At 47.6% G+C, this 25,484-nt stretch carries 24 protein-coding genes and 2 riboswitches; of the genes, 10 read left to right on the top strand and 14 right to left on the bottom strand.

The genetic code is table 11. The features are described from left to right. Nucleotides 1-2 precede the first annotated feature (2 nt). The 6 genes from hemJ to apaG form a co-directional block, all read right to left on the bottom strand. Nucleotides 3-416, bottom strand: coding sequence for a protoporphyrinogen oxidase HemJ (gene hemJ, locus MJ770_RS03550; RefSeq protein ID WP_239250228.1), 414 nt, complete (start codon nt 414-416; stop codon nt 3-5). 158 nt (nt 417-574) lie between these two features. Further along, nucleotides 575-1,189 carry an alpha/beta hydrolase gene (locus MJ770_RS03545; protein WP_239250227.1) on the bottom strand — a complete coding sequence of 205 codons (615 nt, stop codon included), beginning with the start codon at nt 1,187-1,189 and terminating at the stop codon, nt 575-577. Then, nucleotides 1,189-1,500: a (2Fe-2S) ferredoxin domain-containing protein gene (locus tag MJ770_RS03540; RefSeq protein ID WP_239250226.1), complete on the bottom strand. Its 312-nt coding sequence runs from the start codon at nt 1,498-1,500 to the stop codon at nt 1,189-1,191. The genes MJ770_RS03545 and MJ770_RS03540 overlap by 1 nt, the downstream gene beginning before the upstream one ends. Nucleotides 1,501-1,543: 43 nt before the next feature. After that, nucleotides 1,544-2,614 (bottom strand): VanZ family protein, encoded by a 1,071-nt coding sequence (locus tag MJ770_RS03535; RefSeq protein WP_239250225.1) that lies wholly within the window; start codon nt 2,612-2,614, stop codon nt 1,544-1,546. 248 nt (nt 2,615-2,862) lie between these two features. Beyond that, a complete protein-coding gene (locus tag MJ770_RS03530) occupies nt 2,863-3,480 on the bottom strand; it encodes a class I SAM-dependent methyltransferase (protein WP_239250224.1) in 618 nt (205 codons plus the stop codon). A 4-nt stretch (nt 3,481-3,484) separates the two neighbouring features. After that, nucleotides 3,485-3,868 (bottom strand): Co2+/Mg2+ efflux protein ApaG, encoded by a 384-nt coding sequence (gene apaG / locus MJ770_RS03525; RefSeq protein WP_239250247.1) that lies wholly within the window; start codon nt 3,866-3,868, stop codon nt 3,485-3,487. A gap of 434 nt (nt 3,869-4,302) precedes the next feature. Here apaG and hemA point away from each other — a divergent pair, with 434 nt between their 5' ends. From hemA to xth, 6 genes are all read left to right on the top strand, one after another. Next, nucleotides 4,303-5,556, top strand: coding sequence for a glutamyl-tRNA reductase (hemA, locus tag MJ770_RS03520; protein ID WP_239250223.1), 1,254 nt, complete (start codon nt 4,303-4,305; stop codon nt 5,554-5,556). Further along, entirely contained in the window at nt 5,553-6,641 is a 1,089-nt protein-coding gene (gene prfA, locus MJ770_RS03515) for a peptide chain release factor 1 (RefSeq protein ID WP_239250222.1), read from the top strand. The genes hemA and prfA overlap by 4 nt, the downstream gene beginning before the upstream one ends. Nucleotides 6,642-6,643: 2 nt before the next feature. Then, on the top strand, nt 6,644-7,498 hold the full coding sequence (gene prmC / locus MJ770_RS03510) for a peptide chain release factor N(5)-glutamine methyltransferase (protein ID WP_239250221.1): 855 nt from the start codon (nt 6,644-6,646) through the stop codon (nt 7,496-7,498). A 229-nt stretch (nt 7,499-7,727) separates the two neighbouring features. Beyond that, nucleotides 7,728-9,074 (top strand): adenosylmethionine--8-amino-7-oxononanoate transaminase, encoded by a 1,347-nt coding sequence (bioA, locus tag MJ770_RS03505; RefSeq protein ID WP_239250220.1) that lies wholly within the window; start codon nt 7,728-7,730, stop codon nt 9,072-9,074. Between the two features lie 73 nt (nt 9,075-9,147). Then, nucleotides 9,148-10,545 carry a D-alanyl-D-alanine carboxypeptidase/D-alanyl-D-alanine endopeptidase gene (gene dacB / locus MJ770_RS03500; protein WP_239250219.1) on the top strand — a complete coding sequence of 466 codons (1,398 nt, stop codon included), beginning with the start codon at nt 9,148-9,150 and terminating at the stop codon, nt 10,543-10,545. 137 nt (nt 10,546-10,682) lie between these two features. Next, complete coding sequence (gene xth / locus MJ770_RS03495; RefSeq protein ID WP_239250218.1) at nt 10,683-11,450, top strand: exodeoxyribonuclease III; 768 nt, start codon at nt 10,683-10,685, stop codon at nt 11,448-11,450. A 70-nt stretch (nt 11,451-11,520) separates the two neighbouring features. On the opposite strand, the gene trpE is transcribed toward xth, so the two are convergent. From trpE to MJ770_RS03460, 7 genes are all read right to left on the bottom strand, one after another. Further along, nucleotides 11,521-13,020 carry an anthranilate synthase component I gene (gene trpE / locus MJ770_RS03490; protein ID WP_239250217.1) on the bottom strand — a complete coding sequence of 500 codons (1,500 nt, stop codon included), beginning with the start codon at nt 13,018-13,020 and terminating at the stop codon, nt 11,521-11,523. Nucleotides 13,021-13,156: 136 nt separating this feature from the next. Next, complete coding sequence (locus tag MJ770_RS03485) at nt 13,157-13,840, bottom strand: phosphoglycolate phosphatase (RefSeq protein ID WP_239250246.1); 684 nt, start codon at nt 13,838-13,840, stop codon at nt 13,157-13,159. Then, nucleotides 13,840-14,526 (bottom strand): ribulose-phosphate 3-epimerase, encoded by a 687-nt coding sequence (rpe, locus tag MJ770_RS03480; protein WP_239250216.1) that lies wholly within the window; start codon nt 14,524-14,526, stop codon nt 13,840-13,842. Before rpe ends, MJ770_RS03485 begins: the two co-directional genes overlap by 1 nt. A gap of 153 nt (nt 14,527-14,679) precedes the next feature. Continuing rightward, on the bottom strand, nt 14,680-16,053 hold the full coding sequence (gene pabB / locus MJ770_RS03475) for an aminodeoxychorismate synthase component I (RefSeq protein ID WP_239250215.1): 1,374 nt from the start codon (nt 16,051-16,053) through the stop codon (nt 14,680-14,682). A gap of 409 nt (nt 16,054-16,462) precedes the next feature. Then, the gene (gene rpoZ, locus MJ770_RS03470; RefSeq protein ID WP_239250214.1) at nt 16,463-16,669 is read right to left on the bottom strand and encodes a DNA-directed RNA polymerase subunit omega; all 207 of its coding nucleotides are present in this window, start codon (nt 16,667-16,669) and stop codon (nt 16,463-16,465) included. Continuing rightward, nucleotides 16,657-17,292, bottom strand: coding sequence for a guanylate kinase (gene gmk, locus MJ770_RS03465; RefSeq protein ID WP_239250213.1), 636 nt, complete (start codon nt 17,290-17,292; stop codon nt 16,657-16,659). The genes rpoZ and gmk overlap by 13 nt, the downstream gene beginning before the upstream one ends. A gap of 608 nt (nt 17,293-17,900) precedes the next feature. After that, nucleotides 17,901-18,149, bottom strand: coding sequence for a hypothetical protein (locus MJ770_RS03460; RefSeq protein WP_445083120.1), 249 nt, complete (start codon nt 18,147-18,149; stop codon nt 17,901-17,903). 488 nt (nt 18,150-18,637) lie between these two features. Further along, nucleotides 18,638-18,742, top strand: a riboswitch (glycine riboswitch). Beyond that, nucleotides 18,743-18,831: riboswitch (glycine riboswitch) on the top strand. A 46-nt stretch (nt 18,832-18,877) separates the two neighbouring features. On the opposite strand from MJ770_RS03460, the gene gcvT reads away from it, so the two are divergent. The 4 genes from gcvT to tpx all read left to right on the top strand — a co-directional run bounded on the left by gcvT (nt 18,878) and on the right by tpx (nt 23,881). Continuing rightward, nucleotides 18,878-19,960, top strand: a complete 1,083-nt coding sequence (gene gcvT, locus MJ770_RS03455; protein ID WP_239250212.1) for a glycine cleavage system aminomethyltransferase GcvT — start codon at nt 18,878-18,880, stop codon at nt 19,958-19,960. 26 nt (nt 19,961-19,986) lie between these two features. After that, the gene (gcvH, locus tag MJ770_RS03450; RefSeq protein ID WP_239250211.1) at nt 19,987-20,388 is read left to right on the top strand and encodes a glycine cleavage system protein GcvH; all 402 of its coding nucleotides are present in this window, start codon (nt 19,987-19,989) and stop codon (nt 20,386-20,388) included. A gap of 69 nt (nt 20,389-20,457) precedes the next feature. Continuing rightward, nucleotides 20,458-23,328, top strand: coding sequence for an aminomethyl-transferring glycine dehydrogenase (gcvP, locus tag MJ770_RS03445; protein WP_239250210.1), 2,871 nt, complete (start codon nt 20,458-20,460; stop codon nt 23,326-23,328). A gap of 28 nt (nt 23,329-23,356) precedes the next feature. Beyond that, complete coding sequence (gene tpx / locus MJ770_RS03440; protein ID WP_239250209.1) at nt 23,357-23,881, top strand: thiol peroxidase; 525 nt, start codon at nt 23,357-23,359, stop codon at nt 23,879-23,881. A gap of 211 nt (nt 23,882-24,092) precedes the next feature. Here the strand turns inward: tpx and MJ770_RS03435 are convergent, their stop codons facing one another. After that, complete coding sequence (locus MJ770_RS03435; RefSeq protein ID WP_239250208.1) at nt 24,093-24,830, bottom strand: MOSC domain-containing protein; 738 nt, start codon at nt 24,828-24,830, stop codon at nt 24,093-24,095. Between the last annotated feature and the right edge of the window lie 654 nt (nt 24,831-25,484).

Raw genomic sequence — 25,484 nt, 5'->3', positions numbered from 1 at the left:
ATTTATACAGGTTTGACGATTACAAGAATAATGATGGCAATCATAAGCAATACTGGGAATTCATTGAACCAGCGATAGAATACATGACTGCGTTTATTGCGATCGGTTTTAAAATCGCGTAGCAGCTTGCCGCAATATATGTGGTAAGCGATCAACAATAACACCAGTGTGAATTTGATGTGCATCCACCCACCAGTTACACCATAACCAAACCACAGCCACAATCCAAAAATAATAGTCAGCACGCCACCCGGCGTCATAATGCCGTAAAATAATTTTCGTTCCATGATTTTGAATCGCTCGATACTGGCCTTATCTTCGCTCATGGCGTGATACACGAACAGACGTGGCAGATAAAATAAGCCAGCGAACCAGGTAACCATAAAAATTACGTGCCATGCCTTAATCCATAACATAATTTATTCCTTGTTCTAAAGGTGCATGCATAAATTCAAAATCCTAAGCGAGACCAAGGTGCAAAGGAGTAAGCCGGCAAGCACACTGGTCGAGAATAAGTTTTAACGAGCAGCATATGTATTATATGTAGGCAATAAAAGTTATTGAGCAACACTGATCATAGCGCTTGCCCCATGAAATTGTGGCGCACAATTTCTTTCAACTGTTCCAGACGGCCATGGAAAAAATGCTCTGCTCCCGGTAATACTACGATAGGCAGACGCTGTGGGCGCGCCCATTGCATAACGTCCGTCAACGGGACGATTTCATCCAGCTCACCGTGAATCAGCAGCGTGTTGTGCGGTACGGATGGCATCGCATAACGCATCACTGCCGGCGCGATCAGCACCAGTTGACGCTGAGGCAATTGCTGTGCCGCGCGCGCCTGCACACAACCACCGAAGGAAAAGCCGGATAAAATCAGAGGCAGGTCGCCATATTCGCTTAATGCATAGCGCGTTACTGCGAGTGCATCTTCTACCTCACCATTTCCATTATCAAACTCGCCGCTGCTGGCACCGACGCCCCGAAAATTGAAGCGTAAAGCGGCGAACCCCAGCTCAGTAAAAGTCTTGGCCAGAGTGGTTACTATCTTGTTTTCCATCGTTCCGCCCATAGTGGACAGCGGATGCGCTATTACCGCGATAGCACGTGGTTCAATGTCCGGCATCTGTACCACAACCTCAAGTTCACCGACTGGGCCGGGAATAGAGACCTTTTTTATAGCGGACATTAAATTTTCAGGCGTTCCACCACGCGTCCATTCTGCAAGTGTTCAACGATGATTTCGTCGAGATCGCTCTCATCCATATAGTTGTACCAGACTCCCTCGGGATATATTACCAATACAGGTCCTTCATCACAGCGATTCATGCAACCTGCTGAGTTGATGCGTATACGATTTTCTTCATTAGACAATCCAAGCATTTGGACTTTATCTTTGACATAGTCGCGCATCCATTGTGCATTAATATTATTGCAACACTCCGCGCCTTCTTCGCGCTGGTTGGTACAAAAGAAAACGTGCTTTTGATAATGACTCATACAAGACCTCACAAGAAAAAATTATAATTATACAGCGCCTCTGCTATGTATCTTTAACACGCCAAAGGTGGCCGACCATGAGAAACGGAAATACATAGGCAATAGTTTGCGACAAGCCATTGTAATTGAGCAGGTGGCCGTAATTCCATTGGTACAGGCGCATGGCTGCAGAAGGCTCACCGCTATCCAATATCCATTGCGCCAACACCCAATAACCTAGCGCGACCAGCGCGGCACATTTCAATAGCTGCGAGCGGGATAATCCGCTAACAGCGATCAGAAGCAGCACGCCTGAGAAAATGCCAAGCATGGCCTCACCATTTAGCCATAGCAGCAGTGCCCATGATTTGAGTAGTATGGCTGCTGCGAGGAACTTCGCTAGCGCTACTGCACACAATACCAGCAACAGTGTACTTACTGCTTGGCGGCGTATGCGTAATAAGGTTAGCAGAAGCATTCCCAGCATCAGCAGATTGAGCAGAACCACCATGCTTTCCATCCAGTTAAACGGTTCAGGCAGTACCACGACGAAAGGCACTCGCGCCACTTCGCTAATAAACACATTGCCCAGCATTGGTAACGAAGGGTTGATTTGCGCGAACATCCACAACGCAACCAGTGCCAAACCGAAATCCACTCCTCCGCTGTCACGAAATAAATGCATACGCCAATACGTCAGATGCAGAGCAAACCATTCGCGTGGTGCAATGCAAATTGCCAAAATCGCCCCCGCCAGCGTGCCGCTACTGTTGGCAAGTAAATCGAGGCTGGAGCTAATACGAATAGGCAAATACATTTGAGCATATTCCATCATGGCGGAAAGCACTACCCCGCCCAACGTAGCGAGGAGTAAAGTCCAGCTTAAGTTGAAGCGTGCGCGTAGTGCCAGCCCAAGCAACAGTCCAAACGGTAAATAGCCGAGCAGATTCGCGGCAGCATCGAACCAAGTATATTGCTGCAATAACGGAAAAGCCAATACAGCAGAAAATTCCAGCCCCTGCTCCTGCCAACCTGTAAACGGCGTTAAGCTGGCATACATGATGAACAGTGCATAACCTACGGCAAGGTATGTGCGCAGAAGTGCGCGAGACGGAGCGATATTAGTTTTTTTCATAATCGGATTACATTCACCCAATTATTTGATTTTGCTCATTTACGCCGTGTAACATTTTACGTGCGGTGGTAGCGAAACGGTGCATGTTGCGGTGGTAGGGCATCTCTAAAAATCCAATTTTGCGAGCAGCCGCTGCTCAGCTTGCCTGCTGATCTCTTTTCGTCACAATACGGCGTTACTCGAAAAAACTATCGCTTACATATTAGCAATATGATGTACTCAAATTTTTTACTTGTGCCTTGTCTTGCTTAGAAACTTGAATTGTTAGAGGTGTCTTTATGGATTTCAATCAAGCGGAACCAGCCGTTTGCAAGCGCTGGCTCATTGCTCAATACTCGCAATCCTGGTACCGCTTCCAACATCTCCTCAAACACCACGTCGAGCCGTGTGGCCAGCTGTCCTGTCAGGGGAGTCAGGCCGCGCCGCACCCAAGCGCGATTTCCACGCCGCAGAAATTTATCGAAGAGCAAAATATGACCGCCCGGCCTGAGTACGCGCGCCGTTTCTGCCAAGCAATATTGCGGTCGTGATACTACCGCCATAATTAGATGCAGCACAGCATAATCGAAACTACCTGAAGCGAAAGGTAAAGCCATGCTGTCCCCTCGCACCCATTGCATACTTAATCCGGTAGCCTTTTTTTTTGCCCGTGCCAACATTGCACCTGTAAGATCCAGCGCAGTGTATTCATGGTGGGGCGGTAAAAAAGGAAAATCCAGGCCAGTGCCTGCACCACTAAGCAGTACGCGCGCTGCACCTTGTTGCGGCAGTCTTGCCAAACTGTGCTGGCGTGCGCTACGCGTGACGCGATCAAGGACGACATCATAAATTGGAGCGATGAAACGATAGCTGGTTTTAAGCGACATTGCGTCAATGCAATACGCGCGGGACACTTAATACGAATTGGGGAATGGGCGCGTCAAATTTGGTGCCGTCTTCCGTTACCATCTGGTAGCTACCAGACATAGTGCCCACCTGTGTGGCGAGCACCGAACCGCTAGTGTATTCGAAACTTTGGTTTGGCTTGAGGACCGGTTGTTCGCCCACGACCCCTTGGCCGCGCACTTCCTGCACATACTGATGGGCATCAGTAATAACCCAATGACGGCTGATCAGCGTGACTGTGGTATCGCTTTCATTAGTTATAGTGATTGTATAAGCGAAAACGAAGCGATTATCAGCCTCATCTGACTGCTCGGCCAGATAATTTACTTCGGTGGTGATTTTTATTTTGAATTGATTATCTTTTTCCATCGCGGTATTACACATCATTTTGTTCGGTATGACAAGGCTGATGGAGACTGGAACTTTAAAAGCAAAGAGCACCTCTAAAACTATAATCTTCATCGCAATACGGCGTTACTCGACAAAAATTATCATTCACGTATACACTATCAAATTGTGCTTAAATTTTTAACTAGCGCTTTGTTTTTATTATAAATTGTATTTTTTGAGGCGCTCCTAAAGTGAGTCCTGATGTCAGGTTAACATTAGTCATTAAATGAGCGTAATATTAAGCAGGTTATGACAGACAGGTCACGAAGCTGACGGCAGGGAGTTTCGAAAATTTTGGCATAGAATTATTATTTTCCATTACCCTGAATTTTATTCGGTTTTGGTTAGCTGGCATTGAGGGTGGCTAGCAACTATAATCGCGCCCTTGTTTAATTTTTGGTCTTTCCTGGACTATGCAATTATTCGCCTTCGGCATTAACCATCAGACCGCGCCGCTTGATGTGCGTGAGCAGATTGCGTTCAATATCGATGCAATGGAGCCAGCCTTGCGCGACTTGGTCGGGCAGGGCGCAGCTAAGGAAGCGACCATACTTTCCACCTGCAACCGCACTGAGGTGTATTGCAGTACGCACAAACCGGCACAGATTGTTAGCTGGCTAGCTAGTTATCATGAGTTACAGCCGCGCGAAATTGAGCCATACCTTTATACCCTGTCGCATGCGCAGGCGGTGAAACACGCTTTTCGCGTTGCGAGTGGATTGGACTCCATGGTGTTGGGTGAGCCGCAAATTCTGGGTCAAATGAAGCAAGCAGTGCGTTATGCAGAGCACGCTGGCACGCTGGGCTTTCTACTTCATAAACTATTTCAGCGCACCTTCTCCGTGGCCAAGGATGTGCGTACCCAGACCGAAATTGGATCAAATTTAATTTCCATGGCAGCGGCTGCGGTAAAGCTGTCCGAGCGCATTTTTCCCAGCATTGCCGAACAGCGTGTATTGTTCATTGGCGCGGGGGAGATGATCGAATTAAATGCTGTGCATTTCGCGGCTAAATTGCCAAAGCACATTACCGTTGCAAACCGTACTTTGGAACGCGCCCAAGTATTGGCTCGGCGTATTGGCGGGCATGCCATCACGTTGAGTGAATTGCCAGAACAACTGTCGCAGCACGATATCATCGTGACCAGTACCGCCAGCCCGTTGCCGATATTGGGTAAAGGTATGGTTGAGCGCGCACTTAAGATCCGCAAACATCGCCCTCTTTTCATTGTTGATCTCGCTGTTCCGCGCGATGTTGAAGCCGAAGTGGCCGAGCTGGAGGATGTGTTCCTGTATACCGTTGATGATTTGGCCGAAGTTGTGCGTGATGGCTTGGGTGCCCGTCAGGGTGCGGTGAAAGAAGCTGAAATAATTATTGAATCTGGTGTGGTGGATTTTATTCACTGGGTAGAATCACGTGAAGTAGTACCCACTATCCGTGCGTTACGCGATCATGCTGAACGCCAACGTCGGCACGAAATGGAAAAAGCCTTGCGCCTGCTGGCCAAAGGCGAATATCCGGAAAAGGTACTGGAGTCTTTAAGTAATGGGCTTACAAATAAATTTCTGCATGCACCTACCCATGCGCTGAACCATGTTCAAGCCGAAGAGCGTGAAGCGTTCCTTGAAATGTTGCGCCGTATTTATCACATGGGCCCCTCCGAATGAAGCCTACTATTGCCACTAAACTTACCCAATTGGGAGAGCGTCTAGATGAGGTGCGTCGTCTGTTAAGCAGCGAAAATGCCACTTGTGATATGGAAAGCTACCTCAAGCTCAATCGCGAACGCGCGGAGCTGGATCCAGTGGTGGAGCTATACCAGGCCCATCAAGCCTGCGCTGATGATATCGCAACTGCACTGGAAATGGCGAATGACCCTGAAATGCGCGAGTTTGCCACGGCTGAGGTGAAGGAAGGGCGTGAACGACTGGAGCAGATTGAGATGGATCTGCAGAAAAAATTGCTGCCAAAAGACCCAAACGACGAACGCAACGTATTTTTGGAAATTCGCGCAGGAACTGGCGGCGACGAGGCGGCATTATTTTCCGGCGATCTGTTTCGCATGTATGCGCGTTTTGCCGAACGTAACCGTTGGCAAGTTGAAGTAATTTCCGAAAACTGCGGCGAAAAGGGCGGTTTCAAGGAAATCATCGCACGCATAGTCGGTCAGGGTGCCTACTCGGTACTGAAATTTGAGTCAGGCGCACATAGAGTGCAGCGTGTGCCTACCACCGAAACGCAAGGCCGAATTCATACGTCGGCCTGCACCGTGGCAGTGCTGCCGGAAGCGGATGAAGTCAGCGATGTTGTATTAAACCCCGCTGATTTGCGTATTGACACCTTCCGAGCTTCGGGTGCGGGTGGTCAGCATATTAATAAAACCGATTCAGCCGTACGTATAACGCACCTGCCGACGGGTACCGTGGTGGAATGCCAGGATGGCCGTTCACAGCACAAAAACAAAGCCCAAGCGCTGGCAGTTCTGGCCGCTCGAATCAAAGACAAAGAAGAGCGTACCGCTCATGCCAAGCAGGCCGCCGAGCGCAAATCGATGGTGGGTAGTGGCGATCGGTCGGAACGCATACGCACTTACAATTTCCCGCAAGGCCGTGTCACCGACCATCGCATTAACCTCACACTGTACAAGATGGATCACATTATGGATGGTGACGTCAGCGAGATGTGCAATGCATTGATGGCGGAATACCAGGCGGAGCAGCTGGCAGAACTATCAAATGAAAGGCCCAGCTAAGCTTGCTGCGCACCATACAAGAAGCTCTGCTTCAGGATGCAGCATGTCTGACCGAGACGCTGGCGATAACCCCCAGCAGCGCACGCATTGAAATTCAGTGTTTGTTGCGACAAGTGTTAAATGTTACGCGCGCCTGGTTGCTGGCGCATTCTGAGTACTGTCCGAACGAAACCGAGCTAACCCGTTACCGTGAATTGTTACAGCGCCGCCTTCGAGGAGAGCCAGTTGCGTATCTGCTTGGGGAACGTGAATTTTTTGGGTTAAATTTCAAGGTGACGCCCGCAACGCTGATTCCCCGTCCAGAAACAGAATTACTAGTTGAGCTGGTTTTGCCGAGCATCTCTCAGCAGGGTTTATGCCGTGTGCTCGACCTGGGCACGGGCAGTGGTGCAATTGCTCTGGCGCTCGCCCATGCGCGCCCGGATGTCGAAGTGCTTGGCTGCGACTCTTCCACTATGGCGCTAATGGTTGCGCAAGCAAACGCACAGCAACTGGCCATCGCAAATGTGGTTTTCAAACACAGCGAATGGTTCGCTGCATTCACAGCACAAAAATTCAACATCATTGTATCCAATCCACCTTACATTGCGGCTGGCGATCCTCATCTGGCGCAGGGTGATTTGCGATTTGAACCAAGATCTGCGCTTGTATCCGGAAGTGATGGCTTGCACGATATCCGTTATATTGTGGCTCATGCTCCAGATTATCTTGAATCCGGTGGCTGGTTGTTCCTTGAACATGGTTACGACCAAGCCACACAGGTTCGTGAACTAATGCAGCAGGCGGGGTTCGACGCAGTATTTTCGGCGTGCGATCTGGCGGGGATAGAGCGGGTCAGCTGCGGACGTATCGGTTGAGGATGTATTTGCAACCGATCAACTTGGTTACACTGCAATTATTGGTTCAATAATTAAGGACTTGTAAACCAATAATTTGACTTTTCCTTGGGCGATTTGGGCGCATTACGTCGGTGTGAATGGATGGTTGCGTTTGTGTTGGGTTGAAATTATTCTGTCGGTTGGCGTTTTGCCAAGTTTTTATTTGCCTGTCCCAGTGTGATTCGCTAGACAACCTTTGAGACCTACCATGTCTAACATTAACTTACTTTCTCGTTCCCATTCTGCTGTATGGCACCCATGCACGCAGATGAAGCACCATGAGACTTTACCGCTAATACCTATCCAGCGAGGACACGGTGTGTGGCTATACGATTTTGACGGAAATCGCTATTTAGATGCGGTGAGTTCGTGGTGGGTAAATTTGTTTGGGCATTGCAACCCACGCATTAATGCTGCCATTACCCTTCAGTTAGAGCAACTTGAGCATGTGATGCTGGCCGGTTTTACGCATGAGCCGGTGGTGCAACTTTCTGAGAGGTTGGCGCAGCTGGCACCTGTCGGGCTAGGTCATTGTTTTTATGCCTCAGACGGTGCATCGGCTATTGAAATTGCGTTAAAGATGAGCGTGCATTATTGGCGCAACAATGGCCAGCCTCACAAGACTGATTTTATCAGTTTGAAAAATAGTTATCACGGCGAAACACTGGGCGCATTGTCTGTGACCGATGTGGCATTATTTAAGGATGCATATGGTGCATTGGTCAAACAGAATGCTACGGTACGATGCCCTGACTGGCGTAATGCAGAGCCAGATGAGAGCGCACGAGATTATGCCGTACGCTGTGTTACGCAGCTTGAAACACATTTGCAGCAGCATCATCACAATATTGCCGCTTTCATTATCGAACCCTTAGTACAAGGGGCTGCGGGCATGGTTATGTATCACCCAGCTTATTTAACGCGTGCGCGCGAGTTATGCGATCAATATGATGTGCATTTCATTGCCGATGAAATTGCAGTGGGGATGGGGCGGACGGGAACGATGTTTGCCTGTGAGCAGGCGGAAAAGTCCCTCAGCCGAGTTAGCGGAGAAAAGGGTATTTCGCCGGATTTTCTGTGTGTGTCCAAGGGTCTCAGCGGGGGGTATCTGCCATTATCTGTGGTGATGACCACGGATGCAATCTATCAAGCTTTTTATGCTGATAAAGTGACGCGTGGTTTTTTACATTCGCATTCCTATACTGGTAATCCGCTGGCCTGCCGTGCAGCACTGGCTACTTTGGAAATCTTTGAGCAAGATGATGTCATCGCAACTAACCGCAACAAATCCGCTTATTTTAACCGCATTGCAGAACCTTTACGTGGTCACCCCCGCGTAAAAAATTTCCGCAACACTGGCATGATTTGGGCCTTTGAGGTGGATAGCTTGCACGATGATTTCGCACAACGCTGTTTCAGCCTCGCACTGGAGAAAGAGCTGCTGCTGAGACCAATGGGCAATACGATATATTTCATGCCACCCTATATTATCAGCGAGGCTGAGATGGATGTCCTGGTTGAACGTACACTGGCAATCATCACAGTGCTCATTTAATTTAACCGAAACAGAGCAAATCAAACGCGTTATTTCCGCGAAAATGGGAATAAGGCATGTTATAGAGGTATTCATGAAGCTGCTTCACGCCTTGCTACTCATCTTTTGTTTTATCCCCAGTGCTCACGCAACCACATTGCCGCCGTCAGTGGTGCAAGCACTGAAACTGGCGCACATTCCGCTTGATAGTATCGGGGTGGAGGTACGCGAGGTAAATGCAAGCACGCCGCTCATTAGTGTGAATGCGAAGCAGTCGATGAATCCGGCTTCAACCATGAAGCTGCTCACTACCTACGCCGGACTGGAATTGCTAGGCCCTTCGTATAGTTGGAAGACGGAGGCTTATATCGACGGCAAGCTGGAACAAGATGTACTGCACGGCGACCTAATCCTGAAGGGGTACGGCGATCCCAAGCTGACGCTGGAGAAATTATGGCTGTGGTTGCATGAGCTGCGTAGCCGCGGTCTTCGTGAGATTCGCGGTGATCTGGTGCTGGATAATAGTGTATTCCAGCTCGCTCCACACGACCCTGCGGAATTCGACAACGAGCCGATGCGTCCCTACAACACGGGACCAGACGCGCTGCTGCTTAATTTTAATTCTGTACACCTACGTTTTATTCCAGAGGGTAAAAAAATCAAGATTATCAGCACGCCGGAACTGGCTGGCATCAAGCTGGACAACCGCGTTACGGTAGCAACCGTAAAAAGAAGTTGCAGCAATTGGAATGAAGCGCTGTCCATGCAATTGCAGGGCGATACGTTACTTGTGCAAGGTGTCTATCCAATTCAGTGCGGTGAGCGTGAACGACATGTCAGCCTGCTGTCCCACTCTAGCTATCTGTATGCCGTGTTTCTTACGTTGTGGCAGGAAATGGGGGGGCTGCTACAAGGTACATTGCGTGAGGGTGCAGTTACAGGTAGCGCGATTCTGTTTTCTACACACCATTCCGCATCTTTGGCCGAACTGATTCGCGATATTAACAAATTCAGCAACAATGTCATGGCGCGTCAACTTTTTCTAAGCTTGGGTGGGACTGCCGAGGCACCCGCCAACATCACCCAAAGTGAATTGACTATACGCAATTGGCTGACACAAAAAGAATTGCACTTCCCTGAACTGGTACTGGAAAACGGTGCCGGACTTTCGCGCCGAGAACGGATAAGTCCGTTTAGTTTGGCATTGTTGTTGCGTAGTGCGCAACGCAGTCCGTTATCAACGGAATTTGAGGCTTCCTTACCCATCGTCGGCGTTGATGGCACCTTTAAAAAACGCCTCACGGATAGCAAAGCTGCTAGCCACGCCCATCTAAAAACTGGTTCGCTGGAAGGTGTGCAAGCCGTTGCTGGTTACGTACAATCCCTTAGTGGAAAGCAATGGATTTTGGTTTTTTTAATCAACCACCCCAATGCCGCAGCAGGGCGGCAGGCACAAAATGCTTTAATTGAGTGGGTACAGCTACAAAATTGAAGAAATTTAGGTTCAACTGAGAGTTAGCTTTGGCAATACCAAAGCGTTTATTAACAGGTGGGATTGGGCATACATAAAATCCAATACAATATGCATATGGAAATAAATTTCGACTTAATCAATATATTTAATACAGTATGAAAATTGCGACTTGGAATGTGAATTCGCTTAAGGTGCGTCTGCCTCATACATTGGGCTGGCTGGCGGATAATCAGCCGGATGCGTTGTGTTTGCAGGAAACCAAACAAGAGGACAGTAAGTTTCCTCTGGCAGAATTACAACAAGCTGGCTATCAAGCAGTGTTCAGCGGGCAGAAAACTTATAACGGCGTTGCCATTATCAGTAAGGCTGAGCCTGAAGACGTAATGTACGGCATACCAAACTTCTCGGATGAGCAACGGCGTGTAATTGCTGCCACGCTCAACGGCGTGCGTGTGATATGCATTTATGTACCTAACGGACAGAGTGTAGATTCAGACAAATATCAATACAAATTGGTGTGGTTGACTGCTTTGCAGAAGTGGTTAAAGGACGAATTGGTGCGTTACCCTAAGCTTGTGTTGCTTGGAGATTACAACATCGCGCCCGAAGACCGTGATGTGCATGATCCTCAGGCATGGGCAGGCTGTGTGTTGGTGAGCGAGCCAGAGCGTGCGGCTTTGAGAGCGCTCGAACAACTTGGGCTATGTGATAGCTTCCGCCTGTTCGAGCAACCAGAGAAATCTTATACTTGGTGGGATTACCGCATGATGGCCTTCCGCCGCAATATGGGGTTGCGTATTGACCACATTTTGGTGAGTGAGGCGCTGGTACCGAATTGCACTGCCTGTAGGATAGATCGGACGCTACGAAAGTTGGAGCGTCCATCAGATCATGCGCCAGTAGTGGCGGATATTGTAGTCTAGATTGTTGATAACAAAAAAACGCTAGTCCAATCTTTTGGTTACGGCAGAACTCAAGCTTCTGCTGGGTAAGTTAGATGTCATTTCCCGTTTCGCCAGTGTAATCCAGTCCAGCTAGCACCATCTCGGCGGCACGTAGCACTGCGCGTGCTTTATTCTGCGTTTCTGTCCATTCGCTAGCCGGTATCGAGTCGGCTACTAATCCACCCCCAGACTGTACATAAAGAGTGCCTTCTTTGATCACCGCAGTGCGGATGGCGATGGCAAGATCCATGTCGCCGTTGAAGCCAAGATAGCCGACTGCGCCTGCATAGATACCACGCTTGGAAGGTTCCAGTTCGTCGATGATTTCCATCGCGCGTACTTTTGGTGCACCGCTCACCGTGCCAGCCGGAAAGGTTGCTTTCAATACCGCAATTGCATCCAGTCCTGGTTTGAGCTTGCCTTCGACATTAGACACGATGTGCATCACGTGTGAATACCGTTCAATCACCATTTTTTCGGTAAGCTTTACCGTGCCCTGCTGCGCAACGCGGCCAACATCATTACGCCCGAGGTCTATGAGCATCAGGTGTTCCGCGAGCTCCTTTGGGTCGCTCAGAAGCTCTTGTGCCAGCTGGGTATCCTGTTGCGGTGTCTTACCGCGCGGTCGGGTGCCAGCGATGGGCCGCACGGTCACGTTGTTACCTTCCAGTCGCACCAGAATTTCCGGTGAAGCACCGACCACATGGTGGTCACCCATGTCGTAATAGAACATGTAGGGTGAGGGGTTAATGGAGCGCAGCACCCGATAAAGGTTGAGCGGTTCAGCAGGAAATGTCTGGCTCATGCGCTGCGAAGGCACAACCTGCATCATGTCGCCATCGAAAATATAACGTTTGGCTTTCTCTACGGCCTGTTTATAGGCTTCCTCACCGAACTCAGATACGGCCTGCTGGGGAGGAAATTGCTGGGCACGAGGAATTTTCACTGGTTGGCGCAGTAACTGTGTCAGTTCTTGCAGGCGCTGCCGTGCCAGAGCATAAGCATTTGGCAGTTCGGGATTGGCATGTACGATGAAAATAAGCTTGCCGGATAGATTGTCCACTACTACCAGTTGCTCGGTAAGCATTAGTAGTATATCAGGCGTGCCGAGCACGTCTTGCTTTTGCGTTTTGGCTAAACGCGGTTCAATATAGCGGACGGTGTCATAGCCGAAATAACCAGCCAGGCCGCCAGTAAAGCGAGGCAGGCCGAGCAGCGGCGCGACTTTGAAACGTGACTGGTAATCGTTGATGAAATCCAGTGGATTGTCTGCATGGTGGACAGTTTCGCTAGTTGAAGTGGTTAACGTAATCTGTGTGCCGCGCACTGTAATGCGTGTATCAGCGGGCAGACCGATGAAGGAGTATCGACCGAAGCGTTCGCCACCCTGCACCGATTCCAGCAGATAGGAATAAGGTTTGTTGGCAAGCTTGAGATACAGCGACAGTGGCGTGTCCAGGTCAGCAAAGGTCTCTGTCACTAGAGGGATGCGGTTATATCCCTGCTCAGCAAGTTGATTGAAAGATTGTTCTGAAATGGGATTCAACACGAATTGCTCCTAACTCAAAAAAAGAAAGACGGCAGCACTAAAATTAAAATGTGGCAGCCACGCCAAACGGTGAGATGATCACCATCGCCATGGGGTAGTTTCTCTCCAGATTTTGAAATTTTCGTGTGTCATCAAATCATGCTTTTTGAATCAGTTTCATCACATCTGGTAGCGTGTTAATCACAGCATCCAGATCAAGCTTATCCACTGGCTCGCCGTGATTGTATCCGTAGGGCACACAGACTATTGGGCAACCGGCAGCACGCGCCGCAACCGTGTCATTGAGTGAATCGCCAATCAGCAGCACTTGCTCCACTGGAACACCGAAAAACTTCGCGGCATGCAGTAGTGGTAGCGGATGTGGTTTTTTTTCCGGTAGGCTGTCGCCGGACAGCACGATCTCAAAATAATGTGCGAGTCCTAAACCCTCAAGCAGGGGTTCAGTGTAGCGTTTTACCTTGTTGGTAATGCAGCCTAGGTGGAAACCTGCCGCTTGCATGGCATCCAGTCCGGCAATCACTCCCTCAAATGGTTTGCTCTGCAACAGCAAATCATTGTAGTGTTTTTCGAAAATCGGCAGCGCTTGCTCATATAAATTTGTATCCGGCTCGGCGTGCATGTCGCCGGTCAACGCGCGTTTTACTAGCCAGCTGACACCGTTGCCAATGTAGCTTGTCAGCAATTCTTTCGACACGGCAGGACGATTCAAATCAAGTAACATACGATTGGCAGAGGCCACCAGTTCAGGTGCCGTGTGGAGTAAGGTGCCATCCAGATCGATGAGGATGGCGGAGATGCTCAGCGGAAAACGTGCTTTCATCATTGCTTGCTTACTTTGGCTAGTTCGGCGCGCAAAGCTGCGATGATGGAATCATAGCGGTGCGGATCAGTGTCCTTGCCTGCACCATAAACAGCAGAGCCAGCCACGAAGGTATCGCAACCCGTAGCAGCAATTTCCGCTATGTTGCTGGTGTTCACGCCGCCGTCGATTTCCAGCATAATGTCGCGTCCGCTGTCATTGATTTTTTGGCGCGCAGTGCGCAGTTTGTTCAGCGCGTCGGGGATAAATTTCTGGCCGCCGAATCCGGGATTCACTGACATAATCAGGATCAGGTCGACTTTGTCCATGACATGGTCGAGATAGCTCAATGGTGTGCCGGGATTGAATACTAGCCCAGCCTTGCAGCCATTTTCTTTGATCAGACCGAGAGTGCGGTCGATGTGCTCGGACGCTTCCGGGTGAAATGAAATAATATTGGCGCCAGCTTTGGCGAAATCCGGGATGATACGGTCCACCGGCTTAACCATCAGGTGTACGTCAATTACTGCTTGAGTAATTGGACGAATAGCAGAACACACCAGCGGACCAATGGTCAGGTTGGGCACGTAATGGTTGTCCATCACGTCGAAGTGGATAATGTCTGCGCCAGAGGCGATGACATTGGTGACTTCTTCACCGAGTTTGGCGAAATTGGCAGAAAGTATGCTAGGTGCGATTTTGTACATGGCGGCGCCTTTAACAAGTTTGAATTTGAAGCGCGCATTCTACCCGAAACTTTCCCGATGAATAAATCCAACAGTTTTTCGCGCACTGCTTTCGTCATGTTAATTGACGATTGTTACTAGTATCGCTCGGTCATAAAAGTAAATTCCTGAGCGTTAAGCTTCGCACTCATATTTGCCGCCATACTGTTGCAAGACTTTAAGGATTGCCGCAGCTTTATCTAACGTCTCTTGATATTCTGCATCTGCGTCAGAATCCGCTACGATGCCGCCACCTGCCCAAAAACGGATTTCGCCATCGGCAAATACCAACGTACGGATAGTGATGTTGCTATCCATATTGCCATCGAAGCCGATATAACCAATCGCACCGCAATATACCCCGCGTCGATGCGGCTCCAATTGTTCGATAATTTGCATGGCTCGTTGTTTAGGTGCGCCAGTTACAGACCCACCGGGGAAACAATCTTGTAACAGCGTCAGTGCATCGCGTCCTGGTGCAAGCTGACCGATAACGGTACTTACTAAGTGGTGTACTTGGGCAAAGCTCTCCAGTTTGAATAGCTTGGGTACATGTACTGAACCAGACTCACAACTTTTGCCCAGATCGTTACGCAGTAAATCAACAATCATTAGATTCTCTGCGTGGTCTTTGTCGCTAAGAGCCAACTCTTGAGCCATCATTGCATCCTCGTGACGATTTTTTAGACGCGGCCGCGTGCCTTTGATCGGATTAGTTTCGACCCGTCCCTGCTGTACTTGCAAAAAACGTTCTGGAGAGGCGCATAGAATCTGCGCATGCGGAAAATTGAGATAAGCGGAATAGGGTGCCGGGCTCAGGCGGCGCAATTTGAGGTATGCTTGTAGTGCATGACCGGAAGCGCGGGCTGCATAGCGTTGCGCTAAATTGACTTGATAACAATCGCCCGCGCGCAAGAAGCGTTGTATGGCATCAAATGCAGATTTATACCCAGCGCGCGTAAAATTAGACTGAATGCGCCCGTGCACTTTGAATTTTTCCTGAGGCACCTTGCTGCTCTGTAGCAATCTCGCAAGGATTTGCGGCAACACTTCCGCCGTTGCTTGCTCGCGAAGCTGTGATACCAGATGTGTCGATTTTTCCTGATGATCCAGCACAAGCGCCCAGTCGTAAATGCCAGCCATCATGTCCGGCAAATGTTCAGTATTCTGCGTTAGTGTGGGTAAAGTGTGCAGGCGGCGTGCCAGATCGTAACCCCAGTAGCCTAATGCGCCGCCTGCAAATGGAATACCTGGTATTGCTGCAACGGGTGCACCCAATTGCTGGCGTAAGAGGTCAAATGGATCTGCGGTTACACACTGCACTCCAGATGCGTTTGTTATTTCGGTATGTGTGCCATATGTGACCAGAGTTACAGTAGGTTGAGCACAGAGAATGTCGTAACGTCCTCGCCCACCGCTGTCCAGCCACACTGCCCAAGGCAAATCCGCGATGGCCGCGAAGTAAGCAGCAGCATTGGTGGCATAGGGGAGGGGGGTGCTATAAAGCATCAGAGATGGTGTGGGTGAAGAGGAAGGTTTGTGCTCCTTCGCAGTACTGCTCGATCAGTCTGGGATCGGCATTATGCGTCAAGCTAGCGATTCGATTTATATTAGGTGGTAGTAGGGGGGTAGTGAATTTGGGTAATTAATGGGATGCATTGTTAGACAACAGAATTAGGGGATTAGAATTGACCTGTAATAAATATTGACTATTAGTGGTAACTATTTGAATACATAGCTGCTGTTGCAAAGTAGTTAAAGGTTATGTAATTGCACTTTGAGATTCCAAAATACACTGGTCGATTGTGTAGCAATTAAGTCAGCTTTGCGCGACCTTAGTCCATCCTTGTCGGACTTATTGTATGGTCGCTTTTATCTTTCGCAGATGAAAATTGCAATAGCTGGGAACTTGAGATGCTTAGCCTATTCCGCGAGTAAGAATGTCCAGTCCCACCTTGCCTTCGCTGATTTCGCGCAGAGCAATTACTGTAGGCTTATCTTTGCATTCTTCCACTAGATAGCTGGCACCATTGGCCAGCTGTCGTGCGCGGTAGGCTGCAGCCAAGGTGAGCTCAAATCGATTGGGGATGTTAACCAAACAGTCGTCTATCGTTACGCGGGCCATGGTGTAATTTTTCCTTCTTGTAGTTGATTTATTAAAGTTTGCTGGCGTTTGAGTTGTCTATCGCGGCGAAGTCCTGCGGCAACTGCGATAGCATTGAGCTGTTGCAAAGCAATATCCAGCTTGTCGTTAATAATAACATAGTCAAACTCTACGACATGGGCGATGTCCGCTTTCGCGGCGTGCAGACGTTGTGTGATCACGTTGGTGTTATCTTGTCCGCGCGAATGCAGGCGATTTTCTAGCGCTTGCAAAGAAGGTGGCAAGATGAAGATGCTGATGCAATCTGGAAATGCGCTTCGTACTTGCGCCGCGCCCTGCCAATCAATTTCCAATAGTATATCGCGCCCGCTCGAAATTTCAGCTTCAATCCACGATTGTGAAGTGCCATAGAGGTTGCCGTACACTTCGGCGCTTTCCAAAAAATCGCCTTGTTTTGCCATACTTAAGAAGGTTTCACGGCTTACGAAATGATAGTCTTTCCCTTCAATCTCGCTTGGCCGTGGCGCTCGCGTAGTGTAGGAAACAGACATGTCAACCTGTTGATTGCTGGCCAGCAGCGAGCGGACCAGACTGGTTTTTCCAGCACCTGATGGTGCACTGATAATAAAGAGGTTTCCTGGCATGTTATGTATAGGCATATATGATAATTGAGCAGCAATTTCAACGTAAAACTTTACCGCAGACCGCAGTGTGATTTTACCATCAACTGGCGAGAGCTTCTGAAAATTCAATGTTTACCCTCATCCGAACCATGTAAACAATTTTGCTGCGCCATATGTCTCTAGAATATGTGGGCCAAGAAAACTTGGCAAAAAGTTGCTGTGCAGCAAGCGTTGAAAAATTCGGATTAAGAAATCCCTGATAATATGAATGTTGCACGGTGTAAAGGTTGTAGGGGCACTGGCGTGACACATGGCTCAGAATCTAAAGAAATAACCAAGTTTGCTGCGGGTCATCCTGAAGGGAGCTGATATCTAGTAAAACACGCAATCAGGTTTAGAATGCAATATTCGTTAAATCAATGCTTTTATAGCACTAGCTCAAGGTTTTTTTCTTATGTGTGTTCCATTAATTTCCCCACCTCTTTACTTCAGGTGTTGCGGACTCACCTATATGTCTATATTTTATAAATTGCGATACCAGTTTTACCATTCGATATGAAGTTGTCTGCCAGCACAAACCACAGCGCGATGCATTTAACCTTTGCTCTACTCCGCACCGGCAACAACATCTAGTCGCGAATGCGTGCTTGCGTGGCCCGCGTAAACTTGACGACACCCGTGTTCACCAATGCAGTTACGTTGTCCGTGAATAACTTTTCAAGTGCTTCGCCGTGAGCAACACAAAAGTCAGATAGCTTATGGTAGTTGGCTTGCACTCTGCTGCATATCCAGCGATAGGCGTCATGCGCCAAAGCTAATCGTGCCGGTTCGCGTGCGTTGTTGACATGATCGATGGTGGCATAAAGCCACAAAGTCAACGATATCTCCGGCGCAATCGCGCTGCGATACGTTAACGTGCTTTGATGGCGTCATATAAATATGACTTTGAAGTCTTTTTTTTTACGCAGCACCAAACCAGATGCGCATGATGTTCGCCCGGCAGTAAGGATTCAATATTGCTAGGGTGAAGCACAATTTGTAATCGGCTGATTTTTGTTAAATGAATGCTTCACTATAATTTTTGTGTGAGGTGTTTAAATGACAGGGGTGAGATGATTTTGACTTTTTCACAGGTTCTAAGGGCGCTATAGCGTTAGGCCTGCACTTTGTAGAGGCAAATCGCAAATAACGTGGAATGCGCTCAGCGATTCGTTTTTTTTTCTTCCGCCAGGAGAAAGTTGGGTAACAGAAATGGAGAGTTTTAATTTGGTGTAGCATCGTTTCTATGCACGTTAGGCTAAAATCCATATTGGAAGAGGCTATCGTTTGCCGTCCCCATCCTATTCCAGTATAGTTATAACTGCCGTTTAAACCAATGGAAGAATATGCTGCCTGGTCTGTAGTAAATACAGGCGCATTGCCGAAGGCGTAACACCCGTAATCGCTCAGGTTCAAGAACTGTTGGCACAGGCAAATCTGGAGAGTGCTGTTTACACAGCCACCGAAGGGGCACACGGATATATTCGTAATCTCTCAGGTAAAGAGGACAGATGGGGCGAGGCAGATATTTTCTGCCTCGCCTTTTTTATTTTTTGAAAGATTACTCATGACCCTCAAACAAACTCCTCTTAATGTAGCACATCGCGCAATGGGCGCGAAGATGGTCGATTTCGGCGGTTGGGATATGCCGTTGCATTATGGATCACAAATTGACGAACACCATCAAGTACGTCGCGATGCCGGCATGTTTGATGTTTCGCATATGCGTACACTCGATATGAGGGGCGAAGGGGTGCGCGACTTCTTGCGTTATCTGTTGGCAAATAACGTGGACAAACTGCAATCTTCTGGAAAGGCGCTGTATTCCTGCCTGTTGCGTTCGGATGGTGGTGTGATCGACGATCTGATCGTGTATTTTATGGATGAAGAGTGGTTTCGGATCGTAGTGAATGCGGGTACAGCAGATAATGATATTGCATGGATGATTGAGCAGGCTACCGTCCGCGCGCCTCAATTGCAGATCACTCCACGCAAAGATCTGGCGATGATCGCCGTGCAAGGACCAAATGCGGCGGCAAAGCTATGGCTGGCTTTGCCCGGATCACAAGCATTGGCGGAAGGGCTCAAGCCCTTTAATGCCGTAGAGTGGAATTCGATGTTTATCGCCCGGACTGGTTATACCGGCGAAGATGGCTTCGAAATCATACTGCCAGCTACGACTGCCCCCTCTTTCTGGCAAACACTGAATGACGCGGGAGTAAAACCTATCGGGCTAGGCGCACGTGACACTTTGCGCCTGGAAGCAGGTATGAACCTGTACGGACACGACATGGATGAGACCATAAATCCGCTAGAAGCCGGGCTGGCATGGACAGTAGACTTAGTGAGTGAACGCGACTTCATCGGTAAAGCTGCACTCGTAGCCAAGCCTAGAGCTCGTAAATTAGTCGGCCTTGTATTGCAGGATCGCGGGGTGTTGCGTGATCACCAAGTGGTAAGCAGCATTCATGGCGATGGCGAAATTACCAGCGGCAGTTTTTCGCCCACGTTGAATCAGTCAATTGCCTTGGCACGTGTACCCTCTGCGGTGCAAATGGGCGACATGGTGCAGGTGGCAGTTCGCGATAAAATGCTGGCGGCTAAGGTAGTGAAATACCCATTCGTACGTAATGGCATAAGCTTAATCTAATTTTTTACTTTTTTAAGGATATAACCATGAGCAATTCAAACAGTCTGCCGGGTAACCTGAAGTACACCGCATCCCATGAGTGGGTCAACAAAGAGACCGACGGTACGATCACTATTGGCATTACCCAGCATGCACAGGAACTGCTGGGTGACATGGTGTTCGTGGAAAGTCCAGCGGTTGGTCGCCAACTGAAGGCCAAGGAAGAATGTGCTATTGCTGAGTCGGTGAAGGCCGCAGCAGACCTTTATGCACCTGTTACCGGTGTAGTGGTAGCGATTAACTCTGAGCTCGGCGATACACCAGAAAAGATCAATACTGATCCCTATTCCGCGTGGATATTCAAAATGAAGCCAGATAATGCCGCCGACGTAGACGCGTTATTGGATGCGTCTGCATACCAGACGCTAGTCGATAGCGAAGCACATTAAAACGCTTTAGATAGCTACATAATTCCCGTTTTTAATACCTGTTAACATACTTAAAAAATAAAACCAGCAATGATTACAACCGATAAATTTGTTAACCGTCATAACGGTCCGCGCGAAAATGATGTTAAGGAAATGCTTGATATAATTGGTGCAAATTCTGTAGATGAATTAATTGATAACACAATTCCTGCTGCAATCCGCTTAAAAAAGCCATTGAACTTACCATGTGGACTAACTGAATATCAGTATCACAAACATTTACGTGGTGTTGCTGCTAAAAATAAAGTTTTTAAGACCTATATTGGTTTAGGGTATTACAACACGATATTGCCTGCTGTTGTCCAAAGAAATGTTTTAGAAAATCCTGGTTGGTACACTGCATACACTCCTTATCAGGCTGAAATTTCACAAGGCCGTTTAGAGGCATTGTTGAATTTCCAAACCATGATTATGGATTTAACAGGCATGGAAATTACAAATGCATCATTGCTGGATGAATCCACTGCGGCAGCAGAAGCAATGGCAATGTTGTTCAATAGTCGCACACGTGAAGCTATTGAAAATGGAGCGAACAAATTCTTCGTTTCCAACGAATGCTATCCGCAAACTATCGATGTATTAAAAACACGTTCAACTCCAATGGGTATTGAATTAGTGGTTGGTGACTTTAAAGCTGAATCGTTAGATAGCAGTATTTACGGCGCATTGCTGCAATACCCAAGCGTTGATGGCAAAGTTCACGATTACGCAGACTTTGTAAAAAGAGCGAAAGCAAATGGAACTACCATTGCAGTTGCAGCCGATATACTAAGTTTAGTATTACTAACCCCTCCAGGTGAATGGGGAGCTGATGTTGTTGTTGGCTCCACACAACGCTTTGGAGTTCCAATGGGATATGGAGGTCCGCACGCTGCTTATTTTGCCTGCCGTGAAGCATTTAAACGGTCTATCCCAGGCCGCATCATCGGTGTGTCGATTGATGCGGCCGGAAATCAAGCATTACGTATGGCATTGCAAACGCGCGAACAGCATATCCGTAGAGATAAAGCCACTTCCAATATTTGTACTGCGCAAGCGTTATTAGCCATTATGGCAGGTATGTATGCAGTTTACCACGGACCGGAAGGGCTCAAAGGAATTGCACAACAGGTACATAGTAGCGCTATAGCATTGGCAACTGAGTTAAAAAAATTAGGTTGTATTATTGAAAATGGAGTTTATTTCGATACTATAAAAATCAATGGGACAGACAATGCAAAAATTAAGCAATTAGCAGAAATAGCACAAATTAATTTCCGCTATACGGATGATGCGATCACTATTTCTGTTGATCAAACTACTGATGTTGATGACTTGAATGCAATTATTAATGTATTCGCACAAGCAGTTGGAAAAGCCACCTCTAAAATTACTGTAGAACAAATTTTTAATCAAAAACCTTTAATCAATAGTCGGCAATCTTTAATCCTTCAACATCCTGTTTTTAATGTTTATCATTCCGAGTCTGAGATGATGCGTTATATCAAGCGCTTGGAAAATAAGGATTTATCTTTGACGCACTCAATGATTTCATTGGGTTCTTGCACTATGAAATTAAATGCCGCATCCGAATTAATTCCTATTACATGGCCCGAATTTGCACATATTCACCCCTTTGTGCCAGCCGAACAAGCGACGGGTTACCATGAGATAATCGATGAGCTGGATAAGTCATTAAGTGAAATTACAGGTTTCGCAAAAATGAGTTTTCAGCCCAACAGCGGCGCTCAGGGTGAATATTCGGGATTATTGGTCATTCAGGCTTATCATCAGTCACGTGGTGATGCGCACAGAAATATTGCGTTGATTCCGACATCGGCGCATGGCACCAATCCTGCCAGTGCTGCAATGTGTGGCTTAAAGATAGTCTTGGTGAAATGTGACAAAGTAGGAAATATTGATGTAAGCGAATTACGTGAAAAAGCAATTCAGTATAAAGATAATCTGGCATGCTTAATGATTACTTATCCGAGCACTCACGGCGTTTACGAAGAAAGTATTATCGAGATTACCAACATCATTCATGAAAATGGCGGACAAATTTATATGGATGGTGCCAACATGAATGCACAGGTGGGCTTAACCAGCCCCGGAAATATTGGAGCTGATGTTTGCCACTTGAATTTACATAAAACATTTGCAATTCCTCACGGTGGAGGCGGTCCAGGCATGGGCCCTATTGGCGTTGCAAAACACTTGGCACCTTTTTTACCTTCACATTCGTTAGTAAAAACTGGGGGCAATAATGGGATCCATGCAGTGTCAGCAGCGCCTTACGGTAGCGCTTTGATTTTGTTGATATCTTATGGATACATAAAAATGTTAGGCGGAGATGGTGTTACAGAGGCAACACGCATCGCAATTTTGAATGCCAACTATATTAAAGATTCATTAAAAAATCATTTTACTACGTTATATAGCGGTGCTAATGGACGTTGCGCACACGAAATGATTTTAGCTTGCGTTGCGTTTAAAAGAGAAGCTGGAGTAGAAGTAGGAGATATTGCAAAGCGATTAATGGATTATGGATATCATGCACCGACAGTTTCATTCCCGGTACCAGATACGTTAATGATTGAGCCAACAGAAAGTGAATCAAAGGAAGAGTTGGATCGTTTTTGTTCTGCTATGATTTCTATACGCAACGAAATTGATGAAATAATTTCAGGTAAAGTGGATAAAGCAGATAACGTAATTAAAAATGCACCACATACGTCTAAAGCAGTTATCACGAGTAATTGGAAACATAGCTATTCGCGCGAGAAAGCAGTTTATCCATTAAAGTGGGTCCAAGACAACAAGTTCTGGCCAAGTGTTGCCCGTGTAGACAATGTGCATGGTGATAAAAACCTGATTTGTGGTTGTCCGCCAATACAATCATATTCAGATGATACACTGTGACAAGCCTTAAAATAATGAGAAAGTAATCATGACTAATGAAACTTCAAATAACTCTGCAGTTACCTTGAATGGTACGCCCATTACTTTGTTCGGCACCTTCCCAACTGTTGGTCAAATCGCTCCTGAGTTCACACTCGTGGATAAAGATCTGAAAGATGTGGCGTTAAAAGACTTTGCTGGTAAGCGCAAGGTTCTGAACATTGTCCCTAGTTTGGATACCGCCGTGTGTGCCACCTCTACGCGTAAATTCAACGAAGAGGCAAGCAAACTTGACAACACAGTGGTGTTGGTGATTTCCGCCGACCTACCGTTTGCCATGAGTCGTTTTTGTGTGGCTGAAGGATTGAATAATGTCACCACACTTTCCTTAATGAGAGGACGCGATTTCATGCGGAACTATGGCGTCAAGATTGCTGATTCTGTCTTACGCGGTGTAACCGCACGAGCCGTGCTGGTGCTGGATGAAAATAACCACGTGTTGCACTCAGAATTAGTGGACGACATCACGCATGAACCTAACTATCAAGCAGCGTTAAGTGCACTTACGCAATAGAATTAATGATCAGTAGAATTAATGATCAGTTGCTTGCCCCCGTCTAATCCGGGGATAGCTGCTGCACGAGCCTCATTGCAACCATTTCTTCTTGTCACAGCGCAACCAAGGGTAGGTTTTCAGCAGTGCTTTACAATCGATCAGTATTCCGTACATTTTACGTGCCTCGATCAACCTGTATTAATCGCTAATGGCCATACGAATTAGGTATTCATTGAAAATTCCGTGCTGAAGTATCGGCTGCAACTTCCTTTGAGGTTGCTCGGGTCAAGGTCGCCTTCCAGCTACCGGAGAGCGCTGGGCAATCGGCTAGAGCCAACGCAGCTACGTGGCTCTCCTTGCCTTGTGCAGCTGCTACGATGCTCTCCTTGCGATGACGCATTATGTTATTTGCGGTTTCGATTGTCCATTGAGGATAAGGACGTTCAACCAATATCATTTCCGCTCCGGCTTGAATGTATCCCTCGCGCAGCACACGGAAATACCAGCCTGTTTTGCCCGCGTGCACAACTCGCGCCACTAAATCCTGAATCCTGAATCGGCGAGAAAGCTTCCAGCATGGCTGACGAGGTTGAGAAATCTGTACCAATGCATCACCAAGCTCGTAAATATCACCAATGCAAGCTTCCGTCTCCAGTACCCCTGATACGGTAAAATTTTCTCCGAATGCGCCATTGTGCAATTCTTTATAAGCAAGATCAGTCTGCCAGAATGCATAATGTTCGATAGGGTAGACGTTAATCGCTTTATCGGGACCACCATGGACGCGAAGATCAGCTTGCCCGTCTCCAGCCAAGTTGGTTTTTCCAGCCCAAATTGGGCCTGACACAGGCTCCTTAAAGAAGCCTGTTGTCCACTCCTGATCCATGGGGTCTGAGGCATTAGATGTGCCTAGTGTTTTAGGCAGGCCGACCTGAATAGAGATGAGTTTGATGCCAGTATTATTCATTAAGAGTATCCTGTGTGAAATTAAATAGTCGGGCTTCCGTTTATCGTAACAATCCGAAGTTACATCAACCACATTATCGGCATAGTAACCCGCGAGTTCCGTAACGGCCGTCTCAATCCAACCGGTGATTAGACGACCATGCGCGATCGCGAATTATCCCATAACACTTGGTCATGCCACCATTAACATTTTCGCTGCCAAGATAGGTGTTTCATCCCGTGTGATCAATCTTCGCCCATGCACCCGTGAATCGGTAATTACGAGTACCAGTTTCGTGAATATGACTCGTGTGATTTCAGACGATCAGAATTTTGATAGGTTTTTGACGGTCTCCGCGAGCGGATCGGCGAATAGATTCAGCCGATTATCTTATTTAAATCCCACATATGGAGCATTGCGCTTGCTTAGCTGCTCTTATAGATTTTCAGGGTCAATAAGACCTCTCTGAATTTTAGATTCTATGACAATATCGGAAAGCTTAAATAATTAATTATATTACTAATACAGTCAGTTGTAACTATTTTGTAAAGTTAAAAACGGCGCTTCACTAAGCGGTCTAGCTTTGTTGCTTGATTCTATAGATGCACCCTAATTATAGAGGTGCAGTATGTAGGGGCAAAGTCGTTTCTGATTGTTCTGAAGGTTGCTAAATTT

The organism is Candidatus Nitrotoga sp. M5 (assembly GCF_927904885.1).
In the GTDB taxonomy this organism is placed as follows: Bacteria; Pseudomonadota; Gammaproteobacteria; order Burkholderiales; family Gallionellaceae; genus Nitrotoga.
The sequence above is the reverse complement of the archived record's forward strand: the minus strand, read 5'-3'. Positions and strand labels throughout refer to the sequence as shown.

Bases quoted from the DNA above. Each gene is read 5' to 3' on its own strand.
- hemJ (WP_239250228.1), bottom strand. From the start codon at position 416: ATGTTATGGATTAAGGCATGGCACGTAATTTTTATGGTTACCTGGTTC.
- MJ770_RS03545 (WP_239250227.1), bottom strand. From the start codon at position 1,189: ATGTCCGCTATAAAAAAGGTCTCTATTCCCGGCCCAGTCGGTGAACTT.
- MJ770_RS03540 (WP_239250226.1), bottom strand. From the start codon at position 1,500: ATGAGTCATTATCAAAAGCACGTTTTCTTTTGTACCAACCAGCGCGAA.
- MJ770_RS03535 (WP_239250225.1), bottom strand. From the start codon at position 2,614: ATGAAAAAAACTAATATCGCTCCGTCTCGCGCACTTCTGCGCACATAC.
- MJ770_RS03530 (WP_239250224.1), bottom strand. From the start codon at position 3,480: ATGTCGCTTAAAACCAGCTATCGTTTCATCGCTCCAATTTATGATGTC.
- apaG (WP_239250247.1), bottom strand. From the start codon at position 3,868: ATGGAAAAAGATAATCAATTCAAAATAAAAATCACCACCGAAGTAAAT.
- hemA (WP_239250223.1), top strand. From the start codon at position 4,303: ATGCAATTATTCGCCTTCGGCATTAACCATCAGACCGCGCCGCTTGAT.
- prfA (WP_239250222.1), top strand. From the start codon at position 5,553: ATGAAGCCTACTATTGCCACTAAACTTACCCAATTGGGAGAGCGTCTA.
- bioA (WP_239250220.1), top strand. From the start codon at position 7,728: ATGTCTAACATTAACTTACTTTCTCGTTCCCATTCTGCTGTATGGCAC.
- dacB (WP_239250219.1), top strand. From the start codon at position 9,148: ATGAAGCTGCTTCACGCCTTGCTACTCATCTTTTGTTTTATCCCCAGT.
- xth (WP_239250218.1), top strand. From the start codon at position 10,683: ATGAAAATTGCGACTTGGAATGTGAATTCGCTTAAGGTGCGTCTGCCT.
- MJ770_RS03485 (WP_239250246.1), bottom strand. From the start codon at position 13,840: ATGAAAGCACGTTTTCCGCTGAGCATCTCCGCCATCCTCATCGATCTG.
- rpe (WP_239250216.1), bottom strand. From the start codon at position 14,526: ATGTACAAAATCGCACCTAGCATACTTTCTGCCAATTTCGCCAAACTC.
- pabB (WP_239250215.1), bottom strand. From the start codon at position 16,053: ATGCTTTATAGCACCCCCCTCCCCTATGCCACCAATGCTGCTGCTTAC.
- rpoZ (WP_239250214.1), bottom strand. From the start codon at position 16,669: ATGGCCCGCGTAACGATAGACGACTGTTTGGTTAACATCCCCAATCGA.
- gmk (WP_239250213.1), bottom strand. From the start codon at position 17,292: ATGCCAGGAAACCTCTTTATTATCAGTGCACCATCAGGTGCTGGAAAA.
- gcvT (WP_239250212.1), top strand. From the start codon at position 18,878: ATGACCCTCAAACAAACTCCTCTTAATGTAGCACATCGCGCAATGGGC.
- gcvH (WP_239250211.1), top strand. From the start codon at position 19,987: ATGAGCAATTCAAACAGTCTGCCGGGTAACCTGAAGTACACCGCATCC.
- gcvP (WP_239250210.1), top strand. From the start codon at position 20,458: ATGATTACAACCGATAAATTTGTTAACCGTCATAACGGTCCGCGCGAA.
- tpx (WP_239250209.1), top strand. From the start codon at position 23,357: ATGACTAATGAAACTTCAAATAACTCTGCAGTTACCTTGAATGGTACG.
- MJ770_RS03435 (WP_239250208.1), bottom strand. From the start codon at position 24,830: ATGAATAATACTGGCATCAAACTCATCTCTATTCAGGTCGGCCTGCCT.